The organism is Chryseobacterium luteum (assembly GCF_000737785.1).
GTDB classification, from domain to species: Bacteria; Bacteroidota; Bacteroidia; order Flavobacteriales; family Weeksellaceae; genus Chryseobacterium; species Chryseobacterium luteum.
In genome coordinates, this window is sequence record NZ_JPRO01000002.1 from 280,259 (window position 1) to 299,334 (window position 19,076).

Here is a 19,076-nt window from a genome sequence, read left to right on the forward strand (position 1 = left end):
CTTGAACTTCCATGTCTTTTTAGTAAATTTGTCAACCTTTAAAATTTAAAATAAAATAATAAAAATAATATGAATCTTCACGAGTATCAATCAAAAGAGATTTTATCAAAGTATGGAGTAGCTATCCAACGCGGTTTCGTAGCAAATAATGTAGATGAAGCTGTAGCAGCTGCAGAAAAACTGACTGCTGAAACCGGAGCTCAGGCTTGGGTTGTAAAAGCACAGATCCACGCAGGCGGACGTGGTAAAGGTGGTGGTGTAAAGTTCTCTCCAAACATGGATAAGCTTAAAGAAAACGCTCAGAACATCATCGGAATGCAGTTGGTAACTCCACAAACTTCTGCTGAAGGTAAAAAAGTACACTCTGTTTTGGTTGCAGAAGATGTTTATTATCCGGGAGAATCTGAAACTAAAGAATTTTATGTTTCTATTCTTTTAGACAGAGCTGAAGGTAAAAATACAATCGTATATTCTACTGAAGGCGGTATGGACATTGAGCACGTTGCAGAAGTAACTCCTCATTTGATCCACAAGGAAATCATTGATCCTGCTTTAGGTCTTCAGGGATTCCAGGCTAGAAAAATCGCTTTCAACTTAGGTCTTGAAGGAAATGCTTTCAAAGAATTCACAAAATTCATTGCCTCTCTTTACAATGCTTACACTGGAATTGATGCCTCTCTTTTCGAGATCAACCCTGTGCTGAAAACTTCAGATAACAAAATTATCGCTGTTGATGCTAAAGTAACTTTAGATGGTAACGCATTATTCCGTCACAAAGATCTTGAGGCTTTAAGAGATACAAGAGAAGAAGATCCAATGGATGTTGAAGCGGGTGAAGCTGGCCTTAACTTCGTAAAACTTGACGGTAACGTTGCTTGTATGGTAAACGGTGCAGGTCTTGCAATGGCAACTATGGATATCATCAAATTATCCGGTGGTAGCCCTGCTAACTTCTTGGACGTTGGAGGTACTGCCGATGCTCAGAGAGTTCAGACTGCTTTCGGGATTATCTTAAGAGATCCTAACGTAAAAGCTATCCTGATCAACATCTTCGGAGGTATCGTAAGATGTGACAGAGTTGCTCAGGGTGTCGTAGACGCTTACAGAGCTATGGGAAGCCTTCCTGTTCCATTGATCGTAAGATTACAGGGAACCAATGCTGTAGAAGCTAAAAAATTAATTGATGATTCAGGTCTTCCTGTACATTCAGCAATTACTTTGGAAGAAGCTGCAAACAAAGTAAAAGAAGTTTTAGCATAAGCCTGAACTTTTAAATAATACAGAAAACCGTTTCAATTTTTGGAACGGTTTTTTCATGTTCAAAAACTTAAAATGGTCTGATGAAAAACCTGTGTATCCCCAACCCTTGCTCTGAAAACTGGGAAACGATGTCTCCTCAGGAAAAAGGGAGATTTTGTTCTGTCTGTAACAAATGTGTGATTGATTTTACACAAAAACAACCTCAGGAAATCGCGCGGATTATTGATGAAAAAAAAGATGAAGAAGTCTGCGGAAGATTTTACAAACATCAATTAAACAAAGGAGTTGAACAATCTGAACGATTAAAAACTCAATTTTTTGCATTTATTCCTTCTTATTTTCAGAATAATAAAATTACGTTGGCTGTGTTTTCGTTGATTTTATTTTTAGCCGGATGTTCTAAACCAAAGGATACCTGTACGGCAACAACTGGGTTGGTGACCATTGAAGAAGACAGCAATCAATCCAACAATAATTATGTGATGGGAGAGGCATTGATCCAAAATGATTCCGTTGCAAAAGTGGATAAGAAAGACAGTTCTAAATTAAACCATAAAAAATAAGATACAAAAAAACCGCTTAAGAAAGCGGTCTTATATTAATGATCCTGATTTTCATCACGAAGAGGTTCTCCATTCGTAATACTTATACTTGTTGGAGTGACCAGCTGAATATGGTCTGTATCCAGACGTTCCTTGATCTTCAGATAAGCTTCACTTTTCAGTTGAACCATATTGGCCCCTACTTTCATCCAGAACTTAGCCTGAAGGTTAAAATTGCCCTGTTTCAGATCAGTTAAGATCACTTCTGACGTATCCAGCCTGTCTACGCCTTCAAGACTTTTAATGACATCCAGCATACCTTTCTGTGCTTTGGTGATATCTTCATCCGCAGGAATTTCAAAATTTAAAATGATCTTGCGCTGCGGCGAAGCCGTAATATTGTAAAATGGTGCATTGAAAATGATCTGGTTGGGGATATAGGCCTTCTTTCCGTCATCAGTAATGATTTTAGTCGTCAAAAAGCCGATTTCATGTACCGTACCGGAATGTGCTCCGATCGTAATGTAATCTCCTATTTTAAATGCTTTGTCGATGCCGATCAGCATTCCCGAAAAAATACTGGATACCAGATCCTTCAAAGCTACCCCGGCAATCACCCCCGCTACCCCAAGACTTCCGATAAACTTCCACAGGAAACCGCTGAGGCCCATAATTTCAAGGGCAATAAAAGTCCCCATCAGCATGATCAGGAACCTGAATATACTTATTAAAGTAACCAGAGAACTTTCTCTTTGACTTTTCGGAAAAAATTTGTGAAATAATTTTACGGCGCCTAAACTTAAGTATTTACTGGTCACAAGAAAAAAAGAAAATACTAAAATTCCGACGATCAGCTTTGGAGTGAGCTCGGCAAACCTCATATACCAGCTTTCCAAAACCCTGTAAATAACATCTACGTAGCTGTACCCATTGTTCTGCATGAAAAAAAATTTAGTTAAAGATATAAATTTTCAACAAAAATTTTGCCAGTGTCAAAAAGTCTACTAAATTTGTGGACTATAAAGTAAAATATTATGTCAATCAAACTAGGAGATACGGCACCGGACTTTAAAGCAGAAACGTCTTTAGGTGATATTAATTTTTATGAATTTTTAGGGGATTCCTGGGGAATTCTGTTCTCGCATCCTGCAGATTATACGCCGGTTTGCACTACAGAGCTGGGATATACATCAAAACTGAAATCAGAATTTGATAAAAGAGGAACTAAAGTAATTGCCTTAAGTGTAGATGGGGTAGAAGACCATCAGAGCTGGATTAAAGATATTAACGAAACTCAGAATACAGATGTACAGTTTCCTATTATTGCAGACAAAGACCGGAAAATTTCGGAGCTGTATGATTTTATCCACCCGAATGCTTCGGTTACAGCCACTGTACGTTCTTTACTGATCATTGATCCGGCTAAGAAAGTAAGACTGATTATCACTTATCCCGCTTCTACAGGAAGAAACTTTAATGAGATCCTGAGAGTGCTGGATTCTTTACAGCTCGTTGATTCACATAAAATTGCAACTCCTGTCAACTGGGAAAACGGCGATGATGTTATTGTGCCGCCGGCCATTTCTACAGAAGAAGCCAGGAAGATATTTCCGAAAGGAGTTACAGAAGTTAAGCCGTATCTGAGATATACGCCTCAGCCCAATACATGATTTTATTTGATTTTTTATAGTTTAGTTTTAATTTGTACGAAAATCGCCCCGGAATATTTCCGGGGCGATTTCATTTTATGATGTAAGTGAAATGTGATTACTTTATATCATTAGCTACTTCTTTAGCTTTTGAAGTTGGTAAATAAATACTGAATCCTACGTTGAAACTAAGTTTGGAAGTTAAACCTTCATTTCCAAAACCTGTTACTCCGTTATATTTTAACAAACCTTCAACACCGATGTTAGGTGTAATGAAGTAAGAATATCCGGGACCTACACCAAAGTCAAGACCTGTTGTAGAAATTCCGTTTTCTACGGAAGTTCCGCCGATACCTACATTTCCTTCAAAGAACCAACGTCCGTGGTTAAGTAAATTGTCCACTCCTTTTTCTCCTGGTGATAAGAAATAACGGCCTAAAGCTCCCACACCATAGTTAAATTGAGTAGCTTCTCCTTTTCCGGATTTTAAAAAGCCTAATTTCACATAACCTCCAACGGCTACATTATCTTTAATAAAGTATGCTGCTCTTGGCTCAATTGAGAAATCATAACCTGCTCCGGAGTTCAGTCCAAAATTACTTGTTGCCAAAGTACTACCTACCATCCAATTGCCCTCCTGAATCTGCGCATTAGCTGTTGCCGTTAAACCTGTTGCTGCCAATATACCTGCAAAAATTAGTTTTTTCATAATTTATTATTTTTATAATTTAAATGCTATTATTTGTGAACTAATAAAAGACAATAAATGTGCCAGACTTCTTAATTTAAGATAAAAATTCAGAATAAATGTTAATTTATGGGGAGTGGAAATGTGAATTATTTGACCTTTATTTTGATGATACTGTAATTTAAATACACAAAAGAATTACTGAAATGATAAGGCCTGCAATAGTAAATTTAATACCTCTCTTGAAGGCTTTCGTTTTAGGGTTAAACATCCAGAAGCTTGAAATCACAAAGAAAAATAAAGAGACTCCAAAAAAGACATTCAGTGGTGATAAGGTGTCTTTTGACTGGGATTTGTGAAGTTTTACCATCTTATCCAGTACAAAAGGCAGCTCTTTTTTGGAATATTTTGCCTTTCCGGTAGTCGTATCATAAGTTCCCTGCTTAAAATAGAGCACTGTACCTTCTGTTTTTTCCACCTCAAGACCCTTGATTTTCAGTTCTTTTCCGAGTTGTTTTTCCGAAAGATTGACAGCGACCGTTTTATCGTATTTTTTTTCTTTTTTGAGGAAATCTGTATCCCTGTAAACGAGCAAAATACCACTCAATGAATACACAGCCATTATACCTGCCAGAAAATACCCGAGATAACGGTGTGTGATTCTCATAAAACTCCTTGTGTCCTTGATCTTATCCATATCGTATTGTTTTTATAATTTAAAAAGCGGAAACTGCAAAAATGCAATTTCCACTTTGAATGATGAAATTATTATCATATTTAATTCTAAAGTCTGTACGTTAAGGTAAAATAATAGTTTCTTGGTGTAATAGGATTTACCGAATAATTTTCGTGAACATTGTAGTTGACTACATCAAACAAGTTTCCTACTTTTCCCTGAATCATGAATTTTTTCCATTCGTATCCGACACTGAAATCTACCGTTGTATATCCATCAACATCAATCATTCTTGTAGATTGTGTTTGGCCTTTTACATCATTCCAGCCTGCTTTTCTGTCTCCTGTATAGAAAGCGGTTGCACCGATTTTTAATCCTTTCGCAAAAGTTGTAAATCTGTAGAAAGCAGATGCATTTGCTGTTACAGCTGGTGTTCTTACCAATCTTTGATCTTCTACAAAACCTTTATCCGGAGTTTTTGTGTAAACAGCGTTATTATAAGAAACTCCACCAATTAAAGATAAATTAGTTAATGGATTTCCTGTAATATCTAGTTCCACACCGCGACTTCTTACAGCACCCGCATAACTTTTTAATGTTGAATCACTTGTACCTAATGGAGTTGTGTAAGTATTATTATTGTTGATTTGATAAGCTGTTAAATTAACGGCAACAGCATTATTCCATAAATTCTTTTTTACTCCTACTTCATATTGATCTACAGTAGAAGGTTTTAGGGCGGAGTGATCACTAAAGTCGAAACCTGCATTTGGTACAAAAGAGTTTGTATATGTTGCAAAAACTGATAAATTTTCATTTGGATTATAGATTAAACCAACTTTTGGAGATAGTGCGTTATCTTCTGTTTTTGCACTTACAGCGGGTGGCGTAAAACCTTGCATAAATATATTATCCGAAGACTGCCCATTTGTTAAATACGAATAACGAAGTCCTGCCAATAGTTTTATTGATTTCGTTAATTCGACAAGATCCTGAACATACACTCCCAATCTTCTTGTAGGTATTCTTCTTCTATATGTTTTATCAGCATTAGGCATTTGTGCATCATTTATCCATGTTGAAGGATCGTTTAATTGTAAAACACCTAAGCTTGCAGGAGTAGGTTTATAAGAAATAGCATCTGCTTGTCCATAATCTCCATCTGCACCGATTAAAACTTTGTGATTAAAACTACCTGTTTTAAATTCACCATTTAAATTGACTTGTAAAGAAGTGTAATTCTGTTCATTATAACTTTTACCAACAGGTCTGGTCCATGTAGGATTTAAATTACCACCCGCAGCAGAACTGTAACCCCACTGAACTCTTTCTGTAGAAAAATAATCTTTAGTATAGCTCTGATAAGATGCCACAGCATTTAATGACCAGTTATTATTAATTTTATGATTTAAAATAACATCCGTTGTTGCTTGTTGATTGGTTTGATATTGCCAGTTTGTTCCCAAGAATTGATTTCTGCCGATTTCTGTCGCAAGTCTTGAAATTCCGGTTGCATTATCTGTAACACTTCCGATTCCGAAATCCGGTGTGAAAGTGTGATATAAATAATCTCCTTCTACGATAAGTTGTGTATTCTCACTAAGATTGAAAAGAAAAGAAGGATTAAAATAATTCTTTTTTGATTCTACTACATCTCTGAAACTTTCTGCATATTCATACGCTCCGTTTACTCTGAAGGCAATATTTTTACTTAAAGGACCATAAATATCTACTGTTGGTTTGTATGAATTCCAGCTTCCTGCACTAAACCCAACGGCACCGCCAAATTCAAATTTCGGTTTTTTTGTAATAAGATTTACAATTCCACCAGGACCTACATTACCGTAAAGCATTGCATTCGATCCTTTTAAAACTTCAACTCTTTCCAATCCGCTGACTTCCGGGAAAACACCACTATTAACTCTTGCACCGTTTTTAAAGATATTATCGTTTCCGAAGGTAAAACCACGCCCTCCAAAACTATCCTGTGAACCACCTCTTGCAGAAGTAAGATAAATACCATTTACATTTTTAATTACATCGCTCAATTGTTTTGCCTGTTGCTGCTCAATGATCTCGTGAGTAACAATTGCAATAGGTTGCGGCGTTTCCATTACTGAAAGATTTGACTTTGTCGATAACGGTTTTGCCTTGTTTGGATTTCCTGTTTTGTGAAGATTCACATCCTCAATGGTCTGAATTCTGATCGTATCAGCTTCAGTATTCTTCAACTGTGCAGTAATGGATATTGCTGTGAACAATAATCCTAATGTAACTAGTTGTTTTTTCATTTTTTAGTTTATTATTTAGAGTGGTTTTAAATAAGTCGCAAAAGTAAGTAATTGTTGGAGTTTATTTAGAATTATTAAAAATAATTAGGGTGATATTTATCATTTAATTAACAAATAAATAATTATCTATGTAAACAGCATGAGTTCTTGATAAAGCATTTTATGAATATATTTGTTGAAAATAATAATATGCAATTGATAAAAGCAGGGCTGTGTGCCTTTGGAATGAGCGGAAAAGTATTCCATGCTCCGTTTTTGAAAGAACATCCCGGATTTTTTTTGGCTGCTATAGTAGAAAGAAGCAGGGAAGAATCTAAGGAAAAATATCCCGAAGCAGTAATTTACCGTTCCGTTGAAGAAATGCTGCAGAATGCGGATATAGAACTGGTAATCATCAACACCCCCGTGCAGTCCCATTATGAATATGCAAAGATGGCACTTGAAGCAGGAAAAAACATAATCGTTGAAAAACCGTTTACTGTCACTGTTTCAGAAGCAGAAGAACTGGTAGAGCTTGCAGAACAGAAAGGATTGTTTCTGAGTGTGTACCAAAACAGAAGGTTCGACCGGGATTTTTTACAGGTTCATAAAATATTAAATGAAGGAAAACTGGGAGATATTAAAGAAGCGGAAATCCGTTTCGACAGGTTCCGGACTGCACCCAGCGGAAAACAGCACAAAGAAGACCCGCAGCAGACAGGTTCAGGATCACTTCACGATCTTGGAGCCCATCTTGCAGATCAGGCCGTACAGTATTTTGGATATCCGGAAAAGCTTTTTGCTGATGTATTTTCCATGAAAGGAGAGGAATATGCCAATGATTATTTTGAAATTCTTTTATATTATAAAGACAATCTGAGAGTGAGGCTGAAATCATCCGTATTTACGAAAGAAGCCCATTACGCATATGCCATTCACGGAGAAAAAGGAAGCTTTCTGCAGGAAAGAACCGATAATCAGGAAAATGAATTGGTTGCCGGAGCTATACCGCTTTATGGTAAAGAATGGACTGAACCTCTGAAAGAAGCAGACGGAATTCTGAACTTCTTCAATGACAATTCAGAAACTGAAAGAATTTTAACGTCCAGCGAACCCGGAAACTATATGGATTACTACCAGCAGATCTATGAATACATTGTCTTCGGATATGCTCTTCCGTCCCAGGGAAGAGAGGTCGTTCAGAATATGAAGATCATCGATGCTTCTCTGGTAAGTTCAAAAGAAGGGAAAGTAGTATACTTATAGGGTAGAAGTGTTGGAGAGTTTGAGGGTGGGAGAGTTTGAGTGTTGGGAAGTATCATATACTTTTACCCTATAACACTTCCGCCTTCAAACGCTCCGACATTCAAACACTCCCGCTCATTATATTTCCTGAAGCTCCAGCCATCTCATCTCATACTCTTCAAGCTTCTCAGAAACGGCTTCCAGTTCGGCAGAAAGTTGGGACACCTTCTCATAATCCGTTTCGTTATTAAGCTGATCCATGATCTTAGCTCGCTTTTGTTCCAACTCAGGCATTTCTTTTTCTATAGTTTCCAGCTCTCTTTGTTCCTTAAAGGACATTTTTCTTTTTGGAGAAGCGGCAGGTTGTGGAACCTCCGGTGCTGCAACAATTTCTTTTACAGGTTCCGGTTTGGATGCCACATTTTTTCCCTGTGCATCCTCACGGCTTTTGGCTTCTCTGTATTCCGAGAAATTTCCGATGAAATCTCTGATCTTTCCGTCGCCCTCAAACGCAAGAATATGGTCGACAATTCGGTCCATAAAGTACCTGTCATGAGAAACAATAATCAGGCTTCCCTGGAAGTTCAGCAGAAAATTTTCCAGGACCGTTAAAGTTGGAAGATCCAAATCATTGGTAGGCTCATCAAATATCAGGAAGTTAGGATTCTGATACAGTATATACATCAGATGCAGTCTTCTTTTTTCACCTCCCGAAAGTTTTGAAATAGGTGAATATTGTGTCTGATCATCAAATAAGAATAATCTCAGAAATTGTGATGCTGAGATGGTTCTTCCGTTGGCTAAAGGAAAATTCTCGGAAATTTCTTTGATAAAATCAATAACTCTTTCATCTTCTTTATACTTCAGCCCTTTTTGTGAGAAATATCCGAATTTGATCGTTTCTCCGGTTTCAATTTCTCCGGAATCTTTTGGTTCAAGTCCCTGGATGATATTGAGCAAAGTAGATTTTCCCGCTCCGTTTTTCCCTACAATTCCTACTTTTTCACCTCTTTGAAACTGATAACTGAAATCTTTCAATAATAATTTATCACCATAGCTTTTAGAAATATCCCTGAGCTCCAGAATTTTGTTTCCGAGCCTTTTCATTTCGAAATCAAGCTCCAGAGATTCTTTTCTCGTATCCGTTTTAGCTATTTTTTCAGTTTCGTAAAAGTCGTCTTGTCTGGATTTTGATTTTGTAGTTCTCGCTTTGGGCTGTCTTCTCATCCACTCCAGTTCTTTCCTGTAAAGATTATTGGCTTTGTCGATGGTAGAATTCATATTATCCTCACGAATCATTTTGTTTTCAAGATAAGTCGCATAAGAACCATTGTGGAAATACATATTTTTATCCTCCATTTCCCAGATAATTCCACAAACCGCATCCAGGAAATACCTGTCGTGAGTTACCAGGATTAAAGTTATTTTTGCTTTACTCAGGTAGCTTTCAAGCCATTCTACCATTTCCACATCAAGGTGGTTGGTAGGCTCATCCATGATCAGAAGCGTGTGGCGGTGTTCAGCTCTTGTTTCGGTTAATAATTTTGCCAGAGCAACACGTTTGATCTGTCCTCCCGAAAGAGTTCCCATTTTGGCTTCCAGATCCGTGATTTTCAACTGGGAAAGGATTTGTTTCATATCATTTTCCAGATCCCATGCTTTATGAATTTCCATTTCAGCCAAAGCTTTTTCAATGAAATCATAATCTGTAGAAAGCAGTGATTTATGATAATTTTTCAGAGCCTGGATAGGTGCAGAATCAAGTGTCATCATAAACTCGTCAATGGTCAGGTCAGAATCAAAATCGATCTCCTGGTCAAATAAAACCACCTGGATATCTTTATTAATGTTCACAGTGCCGCTGTCTGCAATTTCTTTCCCCATTAATATTTTGAGAAGGGTAGATTTTCCGCTTCCGTTTTTGGCAACAATAGCTATTTTGTCCCCTTCATTTACATGAAAAGAGATGTTTTCGAACAAAACTTTGATGCCATAAGATTTAGTAAGATTTTCGACAGAAACGTAATTCATTGGAATGTAATGGTTTGATATTGATTTTGTATTGAGCCGCAAAAGTACGAAAATGTAACTAGAAAGTTTTATGGAATGCTCTTCCGGTATTCAAAAATATCAGATCATTTTGCAGAAAGAAAATTTATTTTAATCATCTGCAACAGCTGGCAGAAAATAAAAATGACAAAAGAGTATACGATGGGAAGTAATGAAGGATATTCTGTAAAAAAACAAAGTTTATATGTTTTTTAGAATTATGCTCACAAACAGATGATTTTTTTTAATAAATTTAACTAAAAGGCTTTGAAATTTAATAAGACCTTGTGAGTATTCAACGGGGGAAATAATGAATTTTGCACCAAACTTTAAACTATGAAAAAGCTCAATGCTTTGTTTCTTCTTTTAGCGGTCTCTTCATTCAGTGCACAGGTGATTTCCGGAACCGTAATTTCCAAAAATGAAAACCAGCCGGTTCCTTACGTAAAGATCGGGGTAGAAAAAGAAAATGCAGGAACCGTTTCTGATGAGAAAGGGAATTTTTCTATTGATCTTTCCACATTTGATCCTTCACGGAAACTCAAAATAGAGGTTCCCGGCTATGAGCTGTATACGGAAACTGTACAGAATTTCAGGAAACAGGATCGGCAGCAGATATTTTTAAAAGAAAAAGTTAAAGATATAAAGGAAGTCAGCATTAAAGTAAAAAAGCTGGTTGATAAGAACTGGGGCGTTAACACCAAAACAAAAAATGTGCTGTATTCCGTTAATCCTAAATTTAAAAAAGAGGATTTTCTTGGTGAAACGGCACTGGAATTTAATGCCAGCAAAAGATCCAAGATCAAAAATATCAACCTGAATATTGCCAGTTATACTTCGGATAAGCCGGTACTGATGAGGTATAGTATTTACACTGAAAAAGACGGTTTTCCGGATAAAAATATCCTGGATGAAGATATTACAGTGGAACTTACACAGGATATGATCAAAGACGGAACCTATACGCTGGACGTTAATGAGCATAATATCTGGGTTCAGGGGAAATTCTTTATCGGAATTCAGTTTTTAAAAGAATTTGATGGAAGGATCAGCATCAGTGCAGCACTCTTCCGGACAGGGTTTATAAGAAAATTTTATGGAGACTGGCAGAAAATGACACTGGCAGCCCCAGCCATTAATATTGATGTAAAAGTGGATAAAAGTGCAAAAAACAGCAAAGATGAAGCGGCAGCTTCCGGGGATGATCTTGAAGAACTGATTCCCGATGTTTCCCAATATAACATAGAAGCCGGGAACTCCGTATACGGGAAAAATGATTCTTCAGGCAGCTATCTCCAATTAAAAAATACAAAGCTTTACTACGAAGTGTATGGAGAAGGCGAACCTCTTTTTCTTCTTCATGGAAATTCAGGAAGCATACAGGATTTTTACCAGCAGGTTCCGGTTCTTTCGAAAAAATTCAAAGTTATTGCCATAGATACCAGGGGACAGGGTAGAAGCACTGATACTTCCAGGACAGATTTTACCTACACTCAATTTGCAGATGACATAAAAGCTCTTGCAGATAATCTGGGGCTGAAAAAAATAAATATTGCAGGATGGAGCGATGGAGGTATTACAGGGCTTGAATTTGCTTTAAAATATCCGGAAAATCTTAATAAATTAATTACCATCGGAGCAAATGCTTTTCCTGAAGGTGTTGATGAAAGGCTTGTATCCCATATGAAAAACCAGCTTCTGGTGATGAATGCGGAAAATAAACCCGAAAAATTCAATGAACGCCGATTAGTAACAATCATGCTTAAAGAACCGCATATCAGCAAAAAAGAACTTTCAAAAATAGAAATTCCGGTCCTGGTGATTGCTGGTGATAAAGATGTGATCAAACAGGATCATACTGAAATGATGGCAAGACAAATACCTCATGCCGAGCTTAAAATCTACAAAAATGCAACCCACATGATTCCTTTTGAAAAAGCAGATGAACTGAATGAAGATATTGTAAAGTTTCTGGGAAAATAATGGAGTTTTGGACTGGAAGAAGAAAGATGGGAGATTGATTCTGTTAGTCTTATAAGAGTAGCTTATCATATTGATTTTTAATTGAATAAGCCCGGAATAAACACTTCTTTCGGGCTTTAAGGACTTTCATCATCCCTCTTCCTGCCCGATTAGTCTAGCGTCAGTCTTTTCAAAGACCACGAGCTTCCGTTGTAGATGTCAAGATCCACTTTCGTGTTGATGCCGTGAACGATGCCATTTTCTGTAAACTGCCAGAAATCCCAATGGTCATTGGGAGTGGGAGAGGGCACATCATTATAATTTGCCAGCCAGAGCGGATAATCCTCAAACTCTCCTTTCAGGAAATCTTTATAGTAATGATAATAGGTATAGATGATCGGTTTTTCTCCATACGTTTCCTCCACGATCTTGCACCATACTTTCAGGTCCTCTACCAGCTTTTTATTCGTTTTTCTTTTGGGAATTTTTTCAATATCTAAAATAGGGGGAAGGTCACCGCTTTCCAGTTTTACATTGGCTAAAAAATTATTGGCCTGGATCACGGGATCCTCATCAGCTCTGTAAAAATGATAGGCTCCCCGGATCAGATTATGCTTTTGGGCTTTTAACCAGAATTCATCGAAATGTTTGTCCGCATTTCGGTTTCCCATCGTGGCGCGCATCACTACAAATTCCAGAGGAATGGTTTTATTTCCAATGCTCAGGCTGTCCCATTTGATGTCTTCTTTATTTTGATAATGAGAAACGTCAAAACCGTAAGTTTTATCCAGGTTAGCCGTAAGTATTTTCTGGATCCTTGATGCTTCCACCTCGCTGTTGTGCAGTTTTTTATGACTGAATTTGTTAAAGTACAGAGCGTAATAATAACTGATGGACTGTTTCAGATAAAATCCTGTTCCTATTAAAGCCAAAATTAAAACAGCCAATATCACTTTTCGTCGGAAAAAATAATTCTTGCGACGGGTATCATGTACTTTTCTGGCCGTTTTTTTGGTATACTTTTTTGGTGTCATAAAGTTTTGCAAAACTAACTTATTTCACTACTAAATGCTAAATAAAATCAGTAAATTTGTCTATTATGGAAACACGCGAAAAGATCATCATTATAGGAGGAGGATTTGCGGGGCTGCAGCTTGCAAAAACATTGAATAACAGGAACAAAAAAGTAATTGTTCTGGACCGGGTGAACCACCATATGTTTCAGCCGCTCTTTTATCAGGTGGCATGCGGGAGGATAGAGCCGTCCAATATTTCCTTCCCTTTCCGTAAGATTTTTCAACAATCCAGAAATACCCAGTTCCGTCTTACCGAGGTGAAAGAGATTGATCCTATCAACAATAAAGTGATCACGGATGAAGCCGAGTTTACTTACGACAAGCTGGTGATCGCTACAGGATGCAAAACCAATTTCTTTGGAAACAAAGACATGGAATCAAGGGCATTTGGGATGAAGAATACCCAGGAGGCCATAAGCATCAGAAATCATGTCCTGATGACCTTTGAAAAGCTCATTCTTGAAAAAAGCAGAAGCGATGACGGTAACTGGAATATCGTTATTGTCGGAAGCGGACCTACCGGAGTAGAGCTGGCAGGTGCTTTTGCTGAAATGAAAAAAGAAATCCTTCCAAGAGATTATCCATATATGAATTTTAACCAGCTTAAGATCATCCTGGTGAGTTCTACAGAAAAACCGCTTGCCGTAATGAGCAGCGAGGCACAGGAACAGTCTGAAAAATACCTTAAAGATCTTGGAGTTACCTTTCTAAGCGGTGAAGTCGTTACAGACTATGACGGTAATAAAGTATACATGAAGAGCGGAAAAGATATCCCGTCCAATAACGTTATCTGGGCAGCAGGTGTTACCGGAAATGTAGTTGGCGGATTTCCAGCGGAAAAATTGATTAAAAACAGATATATAGTAGACCGGTTTAATAAAATAAAAGGATATAATAATATTTATGCAGTAGGGGATATTGCCTATATGGAAACACCAAAGTATCCGCAGGGGCACCCGCAGGTGGCCAACGTTGCCATCAATCAGGCAAAAAATTTAGGTAGAAATTTTCTGAAGAAGAACGCAGCTGAGTGGGTAGAGTATGAATACAAAGACCAGGGCTCACTAGCAACCATCGGAAAGCACAGGGCCGTAGTAGATCTTCCGTTTATGAAGTTCCAGGGATTCCTTGCCTGGTATTTCTGGATGTTCCTTCACCTGATGCTCATCCTGAGCGTAAGAAATAAGCTTGCCGTCTTTTTCAACTGGATGTGGAGCTATTTCAACAAAGATTCTTCTTTAAGATTAATTATTTCACCTAATAAGAAAAACGGAACATTACAATGAGAATTGATATAATAAGCGTACTTCCCGAATTAATGGAAAGTCCGTTTCAGACTTCTATTTTAAGAAGAGCAATGGATAAAGGTTTGGTGGAAGTTCATTTCCATCACCTGAGAGACTGGGCCATCAACAAGCACAGGCAGATCGACGATGAGCCGTATGGAGGCGGAGCAGGAATGGTGATGATGATAGAGCCGCTGGATAAATGCATCTCCGAACTTAAATCCCAGAGAGAATATGACGAAGTCATTTATCTTACACCCGACGGTGTCACCTTAAACCAGAAAATAGCAAACTCCCTTTCCATAAAAAATAACCTCATCTTTCTTTGCGGTCATTATAAAGGTATTGATCAGAGAGTTCGCGACCTTCATATTACCAAAGAAATTTCAATAGGCGATTATGTGCTTACCGGGGGAGAGCTGGCAGCATGTGTTCTTGCAGATTCTATTATAAGATTAATTCCCGGAGTTCTGAATGATGAGCAAAGTGCTCTTACTGACAGTTTTCAGGATGACCTCCTTTCACCGCCTATTTACACAAGACCCGAGGTTTATAAAGGATTAGAGGTGCCGAAGATATTGTTAAGCGGAAATTTCGCCCGGATCGAGGAATGGCGCCACGATGAAGCCGTAAGGATTACCCTGGAAAAACGCCCTGATCTGCTTTAAAAATAATAACTAAAAACTGTTAAAAAACTGTTTTTTTTCTACGTTTTTTACATCCTGCAGATAAAAGAGAATAAGAATTTGTATAAAATCAGGATGGGTTAAATTTATTAATCATAATATATATTGATGATAATTTTATTCCTGATAATTTGGTTTGAGTATATTATTTTAATTTCATTTTATTTGTTAATAACTTTAAATAATTAATAATTTGATATGCAAAGGTATTTTTTATTAATATTTTGTATTAAATATTATCTATTCATTGCATAATATTAGTATTAAAATAGTATAAATAAAGTAATGAAGTTTGAAAAAAAATAATAAATTTACAACGAAAAAGAAATTGATAATTTTAAGATAGCAATTTTGCAGATGGAGATGTTCTCTTTTTATAATGTCGAAAATTTATTTTTGCCTGACCCTATTCCTGTTCACAGGTTGGATCCTACAAAATCAGGCTTAAAAAATTGGGATGAAAAAAGATATAGAAATAAGCTTTTTAAAATTTCACATGTTTTTCAGTTAATGAAGGAGGAAAATGGAACCCTTCCGTTTTTAATTGGACTTTCTGAAGTTTCCGGAAGGAAGGTTTTGGAAGATCTGGTAGAAATGGAACCTTTTAATTCCGAATACGGAATTGTGCATTACAATTCTATGGATGAAAGAAAGGTTGATGTAGCCATGCTGTATCATAAAGACAAGATAGAGATAATAGACTCAGAAACTATTACTTTCTTCTTTGAAATTATAAATAGAAAAAACACAGAAAATTACGACACAACCAGAGACGTACTGTTTTCTAAAATTAAATATAAAGAAACCGTTATTAATGTTTTTATCGCCCACCTTCCCTCCAAGCGAGAAAAAGATATTAATAAACCCAAAAGAGACTTTATACTTAATGAGGTCCGCAACCGGATCCTGAAAATTGTAGGTAGCGAAAAAGAACATGTAATATTGTGTGGTGATTTTAACGAAAACCCTGATGATGAAAATTTAGTACAAATTCTCTACGACAACAATCATGAGAAGGTATTGGTAAATCCTTTTCAAGAACTGTTTTATACAAGAAATTATTCTACTTTTCATTATAAATCCGGACTGCTGTATGATCAGATTATCCTGTCGAAATCCCTTTTTGATAACGATATTTTGAAATTTCAGAGTGCTCATATTTTTAACTCTGAAAAAATAAGCAGCCAGGTAAGAAATTTTGAAGGACGCCCCTTCCGAACCTATGCCGGTACACGGTATCTGGGTGGATATAGCGATCACTTTCCGGTTTTTGTAAAATTTGATGAAACAAAAACATAAATAATTAAGTAGAAAATGAAAAATTCAAGTAACACAAGTTATCATTTAGACTCGATCGACAAAGAAATCATTTACATGCTGATGGACAATGCTAAAACCTCCCTTGCCCACATTTCAAAAAATGTTGGGATCTCTACAACAGCAGTACATCAGAGGATCAAAAAACTCGAGCACGCCGGAGTTATCGAAAACTCTATATCATTTCTTAACCCTAAAAAAATAGGATACAAAGTAATTTCGTATATCGGAATGTTTTTGGACCAGCCCAGTCATTATCCGGACGTGGTAAAATCTCTTAAGGATGTGAATGAGGTTGTAGAAGCCCATTATACCACAGGAAACTATACCATCTTCTTAAAAGTGCTCTGTAAAGACAACGACCATCTGATGCAGATTCTGAGCAAACTTCAGAAGCTAAAGGGGGTGACAAGAACAGAAACTTTCATATCTTTGGAACAAGGTATTTACAGACAACTGAAAGTATAAAGATTATGAACATTGCCCGATATTTGGATTCAACCTATCTGAAAACACCCGCACAGTCCGGTATTTCAGACGAAGAAACATTACAGATCGATAAAAAACTTGCGCAGGAGGCCATAGACAATGGTATTTTTGCCGTAATGATCCGCCCGGATTATGTAGCGGATATCAAAAAGTATATTCAGGAAAGAAATTCAAATGTGGCGGTAGGAACCGTGATAGGTTTCCACGAAGGAACTTATTCTATTGACGAAAAACTGGCCGAAGCCTCAAAAGCCATTGAAGACGGAGCGGATGAGCTGGATTTTGTGATTAATTACACTGCCTATCTCAAAGGAGACCTTGAGCTGGTAAAAGAGGAGTTTGTAAAATGTACAAAGCTTGCTCTTGAACATCATAAGATAGCTAAATGGATCATTGAAATTGCAGCACTTACAGATGCACAGATTGCGGATATTACTAAGAATATCTCCAACTGGTCAGCAGAAAATTTCTCTGAAAGCGATCTTCCGAACATCTTTGTAAAATCTTCCACAGGTTTTTACCAGACAGAAGACGGTAAACCGAATGGTGCTACATTTGAAGGTATAAAAATCATGCTGGATAATGCAGGGAAACTTCCCGTAAAAGCAGCAGGAGGAGTCAGAACCCCCGAAGATGCTGAAAAAATGATCGGCATGGGAGTGAAAAGAATCGGAACTTCCTCAGCCTTAAGTTTAATAAAGAATGAACCTTCATCAGGAGGATATTAAGACATAAAAAAACCATCAGATCTGATGGTTTTTTAAATTTTATACCTGTGCCTGATATTCTTCGTAGAACTGCTGCGTCTCTTTAATCAACACATCCATTTCTTCCAGAGTAAAGACCTCAAGGAATTTTTTTCTGAACTCTTTAAAATGAGGAACACCACGGAAATAATTGCTGTAATGCTGTCTCATTTCAATAAGCCCCAGTTTTTCGCCTTTCCATTCCGCACTCCATTCCGCATGCTGGCGGACAGCTAGTAGACGGTCTGCAATAACAGGTTCAGGAAGATGTTCTCCGGTTTTGAAGAAATGTTTAATCTCGTTAAAAATCCACGGATATCCAATGGCTGCACGGCCGATCATGATCCCGTCGCAAGCATATTTCTGCTTGTATTCAAGAGCTTTTTCCGGAGAATCAATATCACCGTTTCCGAAAATAGGAATCTCAATATTAGGATTTTGTTTTATTCTGGAAATATGTTCCCAATCCGCTTCACCCTTGTACATCTGTGCGCGGGTTCTGGCATGTATCGTTAAAGCTTTAATACCGGTTTCCTGCAAACGCTCCGCCACTTCATCTATGTTGATGCTGGTGCTGTCCCATCCCAGACGCGTTTTTACGGTTACCGGGAGGTGAGTAGAGCTTACAACGGCTTTGGTAAGGCGTACCATAAGGTCAATATCCTTAAGAACTCCTGCTCCTGCTCCTTTGCAGACTACTTTTTTTACAGGGCATCCGAAATTAATGTCAACCAGATCCGGGTTTACTGTTTCTACAATCCTTGCAGACATCGCCATTGCCTCTTCATCTCCGCCGAAGATCTGAATACCCACCGGTCTTTCATAATCGAAAATATCCAGCTTCTTGCGGCTCTTCATCGCATCACGAATCAAGCCTTCAGAAGAAATGAATTCTGAATACATCATATCTGCCCCGTGCATCTTGCACAGGCGTCTGAAAGGAGGGTCACTTACATCTTCCATCGGAGCCAGCAAAAGCGGAAATTCCGGCAGTTCTATATTGCCTATTTTTACCATGCGGCAAATTTACGAAATTATAAACATTTGAGAATATGATAATATCTATCACTGTAAATGCTGGATATCTATTTGAAAAGGAGTGAGGTGAATGACGAATTTTGCTTCGCAAGTGAAT

General features: G+C 37.5%; 17 protein-coding genes. 10 read left to right on the top strand and 7 right to left on the bottom strand.

Annotation, left to right across the window (positions count from 1 at the left end):
- Positions 1 to 69: 69 nt before the first annotated feature.
- Together sucC and IX38_RS04800 are read left to right on the top strand one after the other, a co-directional pair.
- Positions 70 to 1,260 carry an ADP-forming succinate--CoA ligase subunit beta gene (sucC, locus tag IX38_RS04795; protein WP_034702300.1) on the top strand — a complete coding sequence of 397 codons (1,191 nt, stop codon included), beginning with the start codon at positions 70 to 72 and terminating at the stop codon, positions 1,258 to 1,260.
- Between the two features lie 80 nt (positions 1,261 to 1,340).
- Positions 1,341 to 1,823, top strand: a complete 483-nt coding sequence (locus tag IX38_RS04800) for an HMG-box domain-containing protein (RefSeq protein WP_034702302.1) — start codon at positions 1,341 to 1,343, stop codon at positions 1,821 to 1,823.
- Between the two features lie 35 nt (positions 1,824 to 1,858).
- On the opposite strand, the gene IX38_RS04805 is transcribed toward IX38_RS04800, so the two are convergent.
- On the bottom strand, positions 1,859 to 2,743 hold the full coding sequence (locus IX38_RS04805) for a mechanosensitive ion channel family protein (protein ID WP_034702304.1): 885 nt from the start codon (positions 2,741 to 2,743) through the stop codon (positions 1,859 to 1,861).
- 93 nt (positions 2,744 to 2,836) lie between these two features.
- On the opposite strand from IX38_RS04805, the gene IX38_RS04810 reads away from it, so the two are divergent.
- The gene (locus IX38_RS04810; RefSeq protein ID WP_034702306.1) at positions 2,837 to 3,472 is read left to right on the top strand and encodes a peroxiredoxin; all 636 of its coding nucleotides are present in this window, start codon (positions 2,837 to 2,839) and stop codon (positions 3,470 to 3,472) included.
- Between the two features lie 97 nt (positions 3,473 to 3,569).
- Here IX38_RS04810 and IX38_RS04815 read toward each other — a convergent pair whose 3' ends face one another.
- The 3 genes from IX38_RS04815 to IX38_RS04825 form a co-directional block, all read right to left on the bottom strand.
- Positions 3,570 to 4,160: a hypothetical protein gene (locus IX38_RS04815; protein ID WP_034702307.1), complete on the bottom strand. Its 591-nt coding sequence runs from the start codon at positions 4,158 to 4,160 to the stop codon at positions 3,570 to 3,572.
- 160 nt (positions 4,161 to 4,320) lie between these two features.
- Positions 4,321 to 4,836, bottom strand: a complete 516-nt coding sequence (locus IX38_RS04820) for a membrane protein (protein WP_034702309.1) — start codon at positions 4,834 to 4,836, stop codon at positions 4,321 to 4,323.
- Between the two features lie 86 nt (positions 4,837 to 4,922).
- Positions 4,923 to 7,106 carry a TonB-dependent siderophore receptor gene (locus tag IX38_RS04825; RefSeq protein ID WP_034702311.1) on the bottom strand — a complete coding sequence of 728 codons (2,184 nt, stop codon included), beginning with the start codon at positions 7,104 to 7,106 and terminating at the stop codon, positions 4,923 to 4,925.
- A 189-nt stretch (positions 7,107 to 7,295) separates the two neighbouring features.
- On the opposite strand from IX38_RS04825, the gene IX38_RS04830 reads away from it, so the two are divergent.
- The gene (locus IX38_RS04830) at positions 7,296 to 8,351 is read left to right on the top strand and encodes a Gfo/Idh/MocA family oxidoreductase (protein ID WP_034702313.1); all 1,056 of its coding nucleotides are present in this window, start codon (positions 7,296 to 7,298) and stop codon (positions 8,349 to 8,351) included.
- A 117-nt stretch (positions 8,352 to 8,468) separates the two neighbouring features.
- Here IX38_RS04830 and IX38_RS04835 read toward each other — a convergent pair whose 3' ends face one another.
- On the bottom strand, positions 8,469 to 10,361 hold the full coding sequence (locus IX38_RS04835) for an ABC-F family ATP-binding cassette domain-containing protein (protein ID WP_034702315.1): 1,893 nt from the start codon (positions 10,359 to 10,361) through the stop codon (positions 8,469 to 8,471).
- Between the two features lie 354 nt (positions 10,362 to 10,715).
- Between IX38_RS04835 and IX38_RS21880 the strand changes: the two genes are divergently transcribed.
- Positions 10,716 to 12,362, top strand: a complete 1,647-nt coding sequence (locus IX38_RS21880; protein ID WP_051884481.1) for an alpha/beta fold hydrolase — start codon at positions 10,716 to 10,718, stop codon at positions 12,360 to 12,362.
- A gap of 149 nt (positions 12,363 to 12,511) precedes the next feature.
- Here the strand turns inward: IX38_RS21880 and IX38_RS04850 are convergent, their stop codons facing one another.
- Positions 12,512 to 13,375 carry a glycoside hydrolase family 25 protein gene (locus IX38_RS04850; protein ID WP_034702317.1) on the bottom strand — a complete coding sequence of 288 codons (864 nt, stop codon included), beginning with the start codon at positions 13,373 to 13,375 and terminating at the stop codon, positions 12,512 to 12,514.
- A 65-nt stretch (positions 13,376 to 13,440) separates the two neighbouring features.
- Between IX38_RS04850 and IX38_RS04855 the strand changes: the two genes are divergently transcribed.
- The 5 genes from IX38_RS04855 (at position 13,441) to deoC (ending at position 17,923) form a co-directional block, all read left to right on the top strand.
- Positions 13,441 to 14,703, top strand: a complete 1,263-nt coding sequence (locus tag IX38_RS04855) for an NAD(P)/FAD-dependent oxidoreductase (RefSeq protein ID WP_034702318.1) — start codon at positions 13,441 to 13,443, stop codon at positions 14,701 to 14,703.
- Positions 14,700 to 15,371, top strand: coding sequence for a tRNA (guanosine(37)-N1)-methyltransferase TrmD (gene trmD, locus IX38_RS04860; RefSeq protein WP_034702320.1), 672 nt, complete (start codon positions 14,700 to 14,702; stop codon positions 15,369 to 15,371). The genes IX38_RS04855 and trmD overlap by 4 nt, the downstream gene beginning before the upstream one ends.
- Positions 15,372 to 15,752: 381 nt before the next feature.
- A complete protein-coding gene (locus IX38_RS04865; RefSeq protein ID WP_228377914.1) occupies positions 15,753 to 16,688 on the top strand; it encodes an endonuclease/exonuclease/phosphatase family protein in 936 nt (311 codons plus the stop codon).
- A 15-nt stretch (positions 16,689 to 16,703) separates the two neighbouring features.
- The gene (locus IX38_RS04870; protein ID WP_034702324.1) at positions 16,704 to 17,174 is read left to right on the top strand and encodes an Lrp/AsnC ligand binding domain-containing protein; all 471 of its coding nucleotides are present in this window, start codon (positions 16,704 to 16,706) and stop codon (positions 17,172 to 17,174) included.
- 5 nt (positions 17,175 to 17,179) lie between these two features.
- Positions 17,180 to 17,923 carry a deoxyribose-phosphate aldolase gene (deoC, locus tag IX38_RS04875; protein ID WP_394331176.1) on the top strand — a complete coding sequence of 248 codons (744 nt, stop codon included), beginning with the start codon at positions 17,180 to 17,182 and terminating at the stop codon, positions 17,921 to 17,923.
- Between the two features lie 39 nt (positions 17,924 to 17,962).
- Here deoC and dusB read toward each other — a convergent pair whose 3' ends face one another.
- Positions 17,963 to 18,958 carry a tRNA dihydrouridine synthase DusB gene (gene dusB / locus IX38_RS04880; protein ID WP_034702326.1) on the bottom strand — a complete coding sequence of 332 codons (996 nt, stop codon included), beginning with the start codon at positions 18,956 to 18,958 and terminating at the stop codon, positions 17,963 to 17,965.
- Positions 18,959 to 19,076: the final 118 nt, after the last annotated feature.

What these genes read in the sequence shown, in the direction of transcription:
- sucC (WP_034702300.1), top strand. Translation starts at nt 70, where the DNA reads ATGAATCTTCACGAGTATCAATCAAAAGAGATTTTATCAAAGTATGGA.
- IX38_RS04800 (WP_034702302.1), top strand. Translation starts at nt 1,341, where the DNA reads ATGAAAAACCTGTGTATCCCCAACCCTTGCTCTGAAAACTGGGAAACG.
- IX38_RS04805 (WP_034702304.1), bottom strand. Translation starts at nt 2,743, where the DNA reads ATGCAGAACAATGGGTACAGCTACGTAGATGTTATTTACAGGGTTTTG.
- IX38_RS04810 (WP_034702306.1), top strand. Translation starts at nt 2,837, where the DNA reads ATGTCAATCAAACTAGGAGATACGGCACCGGACTTTAAAGCAGAAACG.
- IX38_RS04815 (WP_034702307.1), bottom strand. Translation starts at nt 4,160, where the DNA reads ATGAAAAAACTAATTTTTGCAGGTATATTGGCAGCAACAGGTTTAACG.
- IX38_RS04820 (WP_034702309.1), bottom strand. Translation starts at nt 4,836, where the DNA reads ATGGATAAGATCAAGGACACAAGGAGTTTTATGAGAATCACACACCGT.
- IX38_RS04825 (WP_034702311.1), bottom strand. Translation starts at nt 7,106, where the DNA reads ATGAAAAAACAACTAGTTACATTAGGATTATTGTTCACAGCAATATCC.
- IX38_RS04830 (WP_034702313.1), top strand. Translation starts at nt 7,296, where the DNA reads ATGCAATTGATAAAAGCAGGGCTGTGTGCCTTTGGAATGAGCGGAAAA.
- IX38_RS04835 (WP_034702315.1), bottom strand. Translation starts at nt 10,361, where the DNA reads ATGAATTACGTTTCTGTCGAAAATCTTACTAAATCTTATGGCATCAAA.
- IX38_RS21880 (WP_051884481.1), top strand. Translation starts at nt 10,716, where the DNA reads ATGAAAAAGCTCAATGCTTTGTTTCTTCTTTTAGCGGTCTCTTCATTC.
- IX38_RS04850 (WP_034702317.1), bottom strand. Translation starts at nt 13,375, where the DNA reads ATGACACCAAAAAAGTATACCAAAAAAACGGCCAGAAAAGTACATGAT.
- IX38_RS04855 (WP_034702318.1), top strand. Translation starts at nt 13,441, where the DNA reads ATGGAAACACGCGAAAAGATCATCATTATAGGAGGAGGATTTGCGGGG.
- trmD (WP_034702320.1), top strand. Translation starts at nt 14,700, where the DNA reads ATGAGAATTGATATAATAAGCGTACTTCCCGAATTAATGGAAAGTCCG.
- IX38_RS04865 (WP_228377914.1), top strand. Translation starts at nt 15,753, where the DNA reads ATGTTCTCTTTTTATAATGTCGAAAATTTATTTTTGCCTGACCCTATT.
- IX38_RS04870 (WP_034702324.1), top strand. Translation starts at nt 16,704, where the DNA reads ATGAAAAATTCAAGTAACACAAGTTATCATTTAGACTCGATCGACAAA.
- deoC (WP_394331176.1), top strand. Translation starts at nt 17,180, where the DNA reads ATGAACATTGCCCGATATTTGGATTCAACCTATCTGAAAACACCCGCA.
- dusB (WP_034702326.1), bottom strand. Translation starts at nt 18,958, where the DNA reads ATGGTAAAAATAGGCAATATAGAACTGCCGGAATTTCCGCTTTTGCTG.